This window comes from Streptomyces sp. MS191 (assembly GCF_008042125.1).
GTDB lineage: Bacteria > Actinomycetota > Actinomycetes > Streptomycetales > Streptomycetaceae > Streptomyces.
This window is the reverse complement of the sequence record NZ_RDBI01000035.1, coordinates 173,225-183,391: the sequence shown is the minus strand read 5'-3', so window position 1 is coordinate 183,391 and position 10,167 is coordinate 173,225. Positions and strand designations below refer to the sequence as shown.

Below are 10,167 nucleotides of genomic sequence, written 5' to 3'. Positions count from 1 at the left end.
GTTCCTGCCGTTCCTGCCCGCCCCTCTCGTCGAAGGGATCCATCGCCATGCAACAAACCAGCCGCAGAGGACTGCTGTTCGGCACCGCCGCCGTCTCCGCCGGGGCGCTGCTGACCGCCTGTACCAGCAACGAGCCCAAGAACCAGGCACCCGCCGCGAGCAACGTCCCGGCCGCCGACGACAAGCCCGGCACCCCCGTCACCATCGGCTTCGCCGGCCCCCAGGCCGACCACGGCTGGCTCAACGCGATCAACCAGAACGCCAAGGACCGGGCCAAGAAGTACGCGGACGTGACCCTGGAGATCACCGAGGGCTCCAACGACACCGCGATCCAGATCGGCCAGATCCAGACCCTGATCAACAAGAAGGTCGACGTCCTGGTCATCCTGCCCGCCGACGGCAAGGCGCTCACCCAGGTCGGTCTCCAGGCCATGAAGGCCGGCATCCCGGTCATCAACCTGGACCGCATCTTCGCCTCCCCGCAGGCGTACCGCTGCTGGATCGGCGGCGACAACTACGGGATGGGCCTCAACGCCGGGCGCTACATCGGCGAGAAGCTCAAGGACAAGCCGGGCGCGACGGTCATCGAGCTGGCCGGCATGGACAGCCTGGAGCTGACCAAGCAGCGCACCCAGGGCTTCGACGACGCCCTGAAGAACTACCCCAACATCCGCAAGGTGGCCCGCCAGGCGGCCGACTTCACCGTCGAGTCGGGACAGGCCAAGATGGCCCAGCTCCTGCAGGCGCAGCCGAAGTTCGACGCCCTGTGGAACCACGACGACGACCAGGGCGTCGGCGCGCTGCGCGCCATCGCGCAGGCCGGCCGCAAGGACTTCCTCATGGTCGGCGGCGCCGGCGCCAAGTCCGCGATGGACGCCATCAAGGCCGACGACGGCGTCCTCAAGGCGACCGTCCTCTACCCGCCGACCATGGCCGCCTCCGCCATCGACCTGGCCCGCGCCCTCGGCCAGCAGAAGGGGGTCGGCGGGATGGCCGAACTGGAGATCCCCGCCTCCATCACCCTCTACTCGGCGGTCGTGACCAAGGAGAACGTCGACGAGTACCTGCCCACCGGCTTCAGCTGACCGGCGCGGGCGCGGGGTCGACCACCCCGCCGCACCGATCGCCGCCGCGTACGACGAAACGGAGGAACCGTATGGAACAGCGGGAGAGTGCCGCCGGGGAGCCGGGCGAAGCCGCCGGCTCCGAAGAGGCAGGAGAAGCCGGGAGCGCCGCGCGGGGGAGCGGGGCGGGCGTACCGCCGACCCTGGGCGTCGGCATGGTCGGATACGCGTTCATGGGCGCCGCGCACTCGCAGGGCTGGCGCACCGCCGGACGCGTCTTCGACCTGCCGATGCGGCCGGTGCTCGCCGCCGTCGCCGGCCGCGACCCGGCCGCCGTCCGGGCCGCCGCCGACCGGCACGGCTGGGCGGCGGCCGAGACCGACTGGCGCGCCCTCGTCGCCCGGGACGACGTCCAGCTGGTGGACGTGTGCACGCCCGGCGACAGCCATGCGGAGATCGCCGTCGCCGCCCTGGAGGCGGGCAAGCACGTGCTGTGCGAGAAGCCGCTCGCCAACTCCGTGGCCGAGGCGGAGGCCATGGTCGCCGCCGCCGAGGCCGCCGCCGCCCGCGGCCAGGTGGCCATGGTGGGCTTCAACTACCGCCGGGTGCCCGCGATCGCGTACGCCCGCCGGCTGATCACGCAGGGCCGGCTCGGCGCGCTCCGCCACGTCCGGGTCACCTATCTCCAGGACTGGCTGGTCGACCCGGACTTCCCGCTGACCTGGCGCCTGGAGCGGGAGCACGCCGGATCGGGAGCCCTCGGGGACCTCGGGGCGCACGCCGTCGACCTGGCCCAGCACCTGACGGGCGAGCTGCTGGTCGGGGTGTCGGCGCTCACCGAGACCTTCGTCCGGGAGCGGCCACGGCTCGCCGGGGTGTCGGCGGGCCTCTCCGGGGCGGCGGCGGACGGGGCGTACGGGGCGGTGACGGTGGACGACGCGGCACTGTTCACCGGACGCCTCGCCTCCGGGGCGCTCGCCTCGTTCGAGGCGACCAGGATGGCGGCCGGACGCAAGAACGCCCTGCGGGTGGAGATCAACGGCGAGAAGGGCTCCCTCGCCTTCGACCTGGAGCGGCTCAACGAACTGTCCTTCCACGACCACACGGAGCCGGCCGTCTCGGCCGGGTTCCGCCGCATCCTGGTGACCGAACCGCAGCACCCGTACCTGGAGGGCTGGTGGCCTCCCGGTCACGCGCTCGGCTACGAGCACACCTTCGTGCACCAGGCGCGCGACCTCGTCCTGGCCGTCGCGTCCGGGACCTCGCCCGCGCCGTCCTTCGCGGACGGCCTCCAGGTGCAGCGGGTGCTGGCCGCGGTGGAGGAGAGCGCCCAGAAGAACGCCGTCTACACCCCCGTACCGCAGTAGTCCGGGAGCCCCCTCCCGGGCGCCCGGGGGTGCCCGCCCCCGTCGCCCTGTACGAACCGCCCAGAAGGAGGCCGTCCACGTGCCCCGTCCCTTCACCCTCTTCACCGGCCAGTGGGCCGACCTGCCCCTGGAGGAGGTCTGCCGGCTCGCCCGCGACTTCGGTTACGACGGCCTCGAACTCGCCTGCTGGGGAGACCATTTCGAGGTCGACAAGGCGCTCTCCGACCCCTCGTACCTGGACGGGCGGCGGGCGCTGCTCGACACGTACGGGCTGAAGTGCTGGGCGATCTCCAACCACCTGGTGGGCCAGGCGGTCTGCGACCATCCGATCGACGAACGGCACCAGGCGATCGTGCCGGCCCGGATCTGGGGCGACGGCGACGCGGAGGGGGTGCGGCGGCGGGCGGCGCGCGAGCTGGCGGACACCGCCCGGGCCGCCTCGGCCTTCGGCGTCGACACCGTCATCGGCTTCACCGGCTCGTCGATCTGGCACCTGGTCGCGATGTTCCCGCCGGTGCCGGAGCGCATGATCGAGCGCGGCTTCGAGGACTTCGCGGAGCGCTGGAACCCGATCCTGGACGTCTTCGACGCCGAGGGCGTCCGCTTCGCGCACGAGGTGCATCCCAGCGAGATCGCGTACGACTACTGGACCACGCAGCGGGCCCTGGAGGCGGTGGACCACCGGCCGGCCTTCGGGCTGAACTTCGACCCGAGCCACTTCGTCTGGCAGGACCTCGATCCGGTGGGCTTCCTCTGGGACTTCCGCGACCGGATCTACCACGTCGACTGCAAGGAGGCCCGGCGCCGCCTCGACGGGCGCAACGGGCGGCTGGGCTCGCACCTGCCCTGGGGCGATCCGCGGCGCGGCTGGGACTTCGTCTCGGCCGGTCACGGGGACGTGCCGTGGGAGGACGTGTTCCGGATGCTCCGATCGATCGGTTACGCCGGTCCCGTGTCGGTGGAGTGGGAGGACGCGGGGATGGACCGGCTGACCGGCGCGCCGGAAGCGCTTTCCTTCCTCAAGCGGTACGACTTCGATCCGCCGGCGGCTTCCTTCGACGCCGCCTTCGGGGGCGACCGCTGACGCTCCGTCCTTGGTGAACGCAGGTCCGAGCCCGGTGGCGGGTCACGTTGCCGGGTCGGTCCGCCCTGCTCGCGGGAGGCTTTGTCCTCTCCCTGTGAAAAGTTCGACCGAAGTGCCGCGCAAGGGCTTTCCGTCGGGGACGAACCTCGATACCGTCCCTGATGTGTACATGACGTAACGATGGGATTCGACCAGCGTGACGGCGCACGCCGGCTCCCCGGACACCCCCGCACACCCGGCCCTACTCCGGAGGACATTCGTGTACGGAAAACGACTCCGAGCCAGCAAGCCACTCGCCCTGATCACCGTCGGACTGCTCGCCCTGGCCACCCCGCAGGGCTTCGCCGCCGACCCGGCCGGCCCGGCCGCCCCCGCCGGACCGACCGCCGCCGCGGCCGCCGCCGAGGACTTCCAGCAGGTCACCCTCGCCAAGGGCGGTGAAGAGGTCGGCGAGCCCATGTCGCTGGCCGTGATGCCCGACCGCAGCGTCCTGCACACCTCCCGCAACGGCGAACTGCGCCGCACCGACGCCGCGGGCAACACGCGGGTCATCGGCACGATCCCGGTCTACTCGCACGACGAGGAGGGCCTCCAGGGCATCGGCCTCGACCCCGACTTCGCCCACAACAAGGCCCTCTACCTCTACTACGCGCCACCGCTGAACACCCCGGCGGGCGACGCTCCCAACGACGGCACCCCCGCCGACTTCGCCCCGTACGACGGAGTCAACCGGCTCTCCCGCTTCACGCTGAAGGCCGACGGCACCCTCGACAACGCCAGCGAGAAGAAGGTCATCGACATCCCCGCCACCCGGGGCATCTGCTGCCACGTCGGCGGCGACATCGACTTCGACGCGCAGGGCAACCTCTACCTGTCGACCGGCGACGACTCCAACCCCTTCGCCTCCGACGGCTACACCCCCATCGACGAGCGCGCCGGCCGCAACCCCGCCTACGACGCCCGCCGCACCTCCGGCAACACCAACGACCTGCGCGGCAAGATCCTGCGCATCAAGGTCGCCGACGACGGCTCGTACACCGTCCCCGCCGGCAACCTCTTCGCGCCCGGCACCGACCGGACCCGGCCCGAGATCTACGCGATGGGCTTCCGCAACCCCTTCCGCTTCAGCGTCGACAAGGCCACCGGCGTCCTCTACGTCGGCGACTACGGCCCCGACGCGGGAGCGGCCGACCCCGCCCGCGGGCCCGCCGGCCAGGTCGAGTTCGCCCGGATCACCAAGCCCGCCAACTTCGGCTGGCCCTTCTGCACCGGAAAGAACGACCCCTACGTCGACTACGACTTCGCCACCAAGACCTCCGGAGCGGCCTTCGACTGCGCCGCACCGAAGAACGACTCGCCCCACAACACCGGCCTCGTCGACCTGCCACCGGCCGAGCCCGCCTGGATCCCGTACAACGGCGGCTCCGTCCCCGAGTTCGGCGGCGGCTCCGAGTCGCCCATGGGCGGACCCGTCTACCGCTACGATGCCACCTCCACCTCCCCGGTGAAGTTCCCGGAGTCTTACGACGGCGACTTCTTCGCCGGAGAGTTCGGCCGGCGCTGGATCAAGCGCATCGAGCAGAACCCGGACGGCGCCGTCCAGTCCATCAACCCCGTGCCGTGGACCGGCACCCAGATCATGGACATGGCCTTCGGCCCCGACGGCGCGCTCTACGTCCTCGACTACGGCACCGCCTGGTTCGGCGGAGACGAGAACTCCGGCCTCTACCGCATCGAGAACGCCACCGGCGGCCACTCGCCGGTCGCCGAGGCGAGCGCGAACCGGACCTCCGGCACCGCGCCGCTCAAGGTCGCCTTCTCCTCGGCCGGCACCACCGACGCCGACGGCGACGCCCTCGCCTACAGCTGGGACTTCGGCGACGGCACCACCTCCGCCGAGGCCGCCCCCACGCACACCTACCGCACGAACGGCACCTACGTCGCCACCGTCACCGCCCGTGACGCGTCGGGCCGCACCGGCTCCGCCTCCGTCCACGTGGTCGTCGGCAACACCGCGCCGAAGGTGACCCTGCAACTCCCCGCCGAGGGAGCGCTGTTCGACTTCGGCGACGAGATCCCCTTCACCGTGCGGGTCACCGACCCCGAGGACGGGACGATCGACTGCTCCAAGGTGAAGGTGACCTACGTCCTGGGCCACGACAGCCACGGCCACCCCGTCACCTCCGCCAACGGCTGCACCGGGACCATCAAGACCTCGGCCGACGGCGGCCACGACGACGACGCCGACATCTTCGCCGTCTTCGACGCCGAGTACACCGACGGCGGAGGCGGCGGCCAGGCCGCGCTCACCGGCCACGACCAGGCCAAGCTCCAGCCGAACCACCGCCAGGCCGAGCACTTCGACGCCCAGCACGGCATCACGACCTACGACAAGACCGAGGCCCACGGCGGGCGGACCGTCGGGGACATCGAGAACGGCGACTGGATCTCCTTCACGCCCTACAACCTGACCGGCTCCACCCGACTGACGGCCAGGGTCTCCTCCGGCGGCGCCGGCGGCTTCCTGGAGGTCCGCACCGGATCACCCACCGGCACCCTGCTCGGCTCCGCGCCGATCCCCGTCACCGGCGGCTGGGAGACCTTCCAGGACGTCGACGTCCCCCTGCGCAACGTCCCGCGCCGCACCACCGAACTCTTCCTCGTCTTCAAGGGCGGCACCGGCGCGCTCTACGACCTGGACGACTTCACCTTCTCCGACGCGCCGGTCGACCGCAGCGCCAAGCGGGTCCTGGTCTTCTCCCGCACGGCCGGATTCCGGCACGACTCCATCGGCAGCGGCGTCACCGCCCTGAAGGAACTCGGCGCCGACAGCAAGATCACCGTGGACGCGACCGAGGAACCACGCCAGTTCACCACCTCCAACCTCGCCCGCTACGACGCCGTCGTCTTCCTCTCCACCACCGGCGACGTCCTCGACGCCACCCAGCAGGCCGCGTTCGAGCAGTACGTGGCGGCCGGCGGCGGCTACATGGGCATCCACGCCGCCGCCGACACCGAGTACGACTGGGGGTTCTACGGCGGGCTCGTCGGCGCCTACTTCAGCTCCCATCCGCAGATCCAGCCCGCCACCGTCCGCGTCGAGGACCACGCCCACCCGGCCACCGCCCACCTGGACGGCCCCTGGGAGCGGACCGACGAGTGGTACAACTACCGCACCAACCCGCGGGGCACCGCCCGCGTCCTGGCCACCCTCGACGAGACCACCTACCAGGGCGGCACCATGAAGGGCGACCACCCGATCGCCTGGTGCCAGACCTACGGGGGCGGCCGGTCCTTCTACACCGGCGGCGGCCACACCAAGGAGTCGTACGCCGAACCCGCGTTCCGGCGGCACCTCCTCGGCGGACTGCGCTACGCCACCGGCCAGGTCACGGCCGACTGCCGGCCGCAGTCGGGCTACCGCGACCTCTTCAACGGCACGACACGGGAGGGCTGGAAGCAGGCCGGCCCCGGCGGCTTCGACGTCGTCGCCGGCGAACTCCGCTCCACCGGCGGCATGGGCATGCTCTGGTACCAGGCCAAGGAGTTCTCCTCCTACTCGCTCACCCTCGACTGGAAGGCCGAGGGGGACGACAACTCCGGTGTCTTCGTCGGCTTCCCCGCCTCGGACGACCCCTGGTCGGCCGTGAACAACGGCTACGAGATCCAGATCGACGCGACCGACGCCGCCGACCGGACGACCGGAGCCGTCTACGGCTTCAAGTCGGCCGACCTCGCGGCGCGGGACGCGGTCCTGCGGCCCCCCGGCCAGTGGAACAGCTACGAGATCCGGGTCCGCGGCGAACGGCTCCAGGTGTTCCTCAACGGGGTGAAGATCAACGACTTCACCAACACCGACCCGGTCCGCAGCCTCAAGGACGGCCACATCGGCCTCCAGAACCACGGGGCCGACGACCAGGTGTCCTTCCGCAACATCCGGCTCAAGGAGCTTCCGGCCTAGGAGCCTCCGCGGCCGGGGCCCTCTCGACCGGGGGCCCTGGCCCGGGGCCCCGCCCGGGGTCTCGGCCCCGGCGGGGCCCGGGCCGGTCACAGCCGGCGGCGGGCGGGGAGGCGCCGTACCCCCCGCCCGCCGTCCTCCACCACCACCGCAGTCAGGGAGGCAGCGTCGTGACCACGGGAACACGCACAGGAGTCTGGCTCATCGGGGCGAGAGGCTCCGTCGCCACCACGACGGTCGCCGGCTGGGCCGCGGTCACGGCCGGACTGCACCCGCCCACCGGGATGGTGACCGAGACCGAGGCGTTCGCCCCCGCCGGTCTCCCACCCCTGCACTCCCTGGTCTTCGGCGGACACGACACGGCGGCGTGCCCGCTGCCCAAGCGGGCCGAGCAGCTGACCGCCGCCGGAGTCCTCCCGTACGGACTGGCGGCGGCCGTCGCCGGTGAACTGCGCGCCGCGGAGGACGAGATCAGGCCCGGAGGCCCGCAGCCGGGCGAGAACCGGAGCGAGGACGAACTGGTCTCCGCGTTCGCCGCCGACCTGACGGACTTCGGCACCCGACTGGACCTCGACCGCGTGGTCGTGGTCAATGTGGCCTCCACGGAGCCGGCGCCGGGGGGCGCCGGGCTCCCGGCCAGCTCGCTCTACGCCGCCGCGGCACTGCGCGCCGGCTGCCCCTACGTCAACTTCACCCCGTCCTCGGGGCTGCGCCATCCCGCCCTCGCCGCCGAGGCCGCCGCGAGCGGCCTGCCGTACGCGGGACGCGACGGGAAGACCGGCCAGACCCTGCTGCGCTCCGTCCTCGCACCCATGTTCCTCCGGCGGGCCCTGACCGTACGGGCCTGGTCCGGCACGAACCTGCTCGGCGGCGGGGACGGCGCGGCCCTCGCCGACCCGGCCGCCGCCGCGGCGAAGAACGCCGGCAAGGAACGCGTGCTGGCCGAGGTCTTCGGCCGCACCCCGGAGGGCGAGGTGCACATCGACGACGTGCCGGCGCTGGGGGAGTGGAAGACGGCCTGGGACCACATCGCCTTCGACGGGTTCCTCTCCTCCCGGATGACCCTCCAGACCACCTGGCAGGGTTGCGACTCGGCGCTCGCCGCCCCGCTCGTCCTCGACCTGGCGCGGCTCACCGCCCGCGCCCACGAACGGGGCGTGAGCGGCCCGTTGGAGGACCTGGCCTTCTACTTCAAGGACCCCGAGGGCGCGGCACCGGCGGACCTCGCCGAGCAGTACACGCGACTCGTGGCCTTCGCGACGCGGCTGGGGGACAGCCGATGAGCACGTCGGACGCGGGGCCCGCACACGACACCGACCGCGCACCGGGGCCTCGAAGCGCGAGCGTGAGCGCACGGGCCGACGCGGAGGACGCGCGCGAGCCGAGGCCCGAGACGGACCCGACACCCGCGGCCGGCTCGGGGCCCGGGGGAGCGCCTGCGGACCTCGATCACGCGGGAGGCGCGCGCGGCATCCGCGGCACGGGGCGGACGAGGTCCGCGGAGCCGCTGTCTCGGCCCGGCGCCCGGGCCGTGGGTGCGGCCTGGGCCGAACTGCTCCGTATATCCGCACTGTTCACGGTGCCCGGAGACGCCCTGGCCGGGGCGGCCGCGGCAGGTGTACGCCCGAACCGTCGCACCCTGCTCGCCGTCGGCTGCTCCCTCTGCCTCTACGAGGCGGGCATGACGCTCAACGACTGGGCGGACCGCGACGAGGACGCCCTCGACCGCCCCCACCGCCCCCTTCCTTCCGGCGCCCCACCCCGTTCGTCTCGGCTACAGCACTAACGGCCTCACCGACCTGCGCCTCGACGACGCCCTCACCCTGCTCGCCGACCTCGGGTACGACGGCGTCGGCCTGACCCTCGACCACATGCACCTCGACCCCCTCGCCGCCGACCTTCCCGCCCGCACCGCCGCCGTCGCGCGCCGGCTGGAGCGGCTCGGCCTCGGCGTCACCGTCGAGACCGGCGCCCGCTACGTCCTCGACCCGCGCCGCAAGCACGGCCCCTCCCTCCTCGACCCGGACGCCGAGGCCCGCGCCACCCGCACCCGGTTCCTCCTGCGCGCCGTCCGGGTCGCCGCCGACCTCGGCGCCCACGCCCTCCACTGCTTCAGCGGCATCACCCCACCCGCGACCTCCGACGCCACCGCCTGGAAGCGCCTGACGGAGTCCCTCACCCCCGTCCTCGAAGCCGCCTCCGCCGCCCGTGTCCCCCTCGCCGTCGAACCCGAACCGGGCCACCTCCTCGCCACCCTGGACGACTTCCACCACCTGCGGGGACTTCTCGGCGACCCCGCCCCCGACGTCCTCGGGCTCACCCTCGACCTCGGCCACTGCCAGTGCCTGGAACCCCTCCCGCCGGCCGACTGCGTCCGCGCCGCCGCCCCCTGGATACGCCACATCCAGATCGAGGACATGCGCCGCGGCGTCCACGAGCACCTTCCCTTCGGCGACGGCGAGATCGACTTCCCACCCCTCCTCGACGCCCTCACCGCACTCGCCGCCGGCGGCTACCCGGACGGCGCGCAGGAGGAACCGGGTGCGGGTGGCGCGGGCCTCGGCGTCCGGGTCGAGGAGGGAGGGGCCGTGCTTGCGGCGCGGGTCGAGGACGTAGCGGGCGCCGGTCTCGACGGTGACGCCGAGGCCGAGCCGCTCCAGCCGGCGCGCGACGGCGGCGGTGCGGGCGGGAAGG

At 72.7% G+C, this 10,167-nt stretch carries 6 protein-coding genes; all 6 read left to right on the top strand.

The genetic code is table 11. From position 1 onward, the window contains the following. The first annotated feature begins 47 nt into the window (after positions 1-47). Entirely contained in the window at positions 48-1,085 is a 1,038-nt protein-coding gene (locus EAO71_RS05465; RefSeq protein ID WP_147976613.1) for a substrate-binding domain-containing protein, read from the top strand. A gap of 194 nt (positions 1,086-1,279) precedes the next feature. Beyond that, positions 1,280-2,431: a Gfo/Idh/MocA family protein gene (locus EAO71_RS05460; RefSeq protein WP_261992022.1), complete on the top strand. Its 1,152-nt coding sequence runs from the start codon at positions 1,280-1,282 to the stop codon at positions 2,429-2,431. 79 nt (positions 2,432-2,510) lie between these two features. Further along, positions 2,511-3,515, top strand: coding sequence for a sugar phosphate isomerase/epimerase family protein (locus EAO71_RS05455; RefSeq protein ID WP_147976611.1), 1,005 nt, complete (start codon positions 2,511-2,513; stop codon positions 3,513-3,515). Between the two features lie 259 nt (positions 3,516-3,774). Then, positions 3,775-7,476 carry a ThuA domain-containing protein gene (locus EAO71_RS05450; RefSeq protein ID WP_147976610.1) on the top strand — a complete coding sequence of 1,234 codons (3,702 nt, stop codon included), beginning with the start codon at positions 3,775-3,777 and terminating at the stop codon, positions 7,474-7,476. Positions 7,477-7,643: 167 nt separating this feature from the next. Beyond that, the gene (locus EAO71_RS05445) at positions 7,644-8,756 is read left to right on the top strand and encodes an inositol-3-phosphate synthase (protein ID WP_147976609.1); all 1,113 of its coding nucleotides are present in this window, start codon (positions 7,644-7,646) and stop codon (positions 8,754-8,756) included. Between the two features lie 588 nt (positions 8,757-9,344). Further along, on the top strand, positions 9,345-10,167 hold an 823-nt coding region (locus EAO71_RS05435; protein WP_261992015.1), incomplete at its 3' end, for a sugar phosphate isomerase/epimerase family protein.

What these genes read in the sequence shown, in the direction of transcription:
- EAO71_RS05460 (WP_261992022.1), top strand. Translation starts at nt 1,280, where the DNA reads ATGGTCGGATACGCGTTCATGGGCGCCGCGCACTCGCAGGGCTGGCGC.
- EAO71_RS05465 (WP_147976613.1), top strand. Translation starts at nt 48, where the DNA reads ATGCAACAAACCAGCCGCAGAGGACTGCTGTTCGGCACCGCCGCCGTC.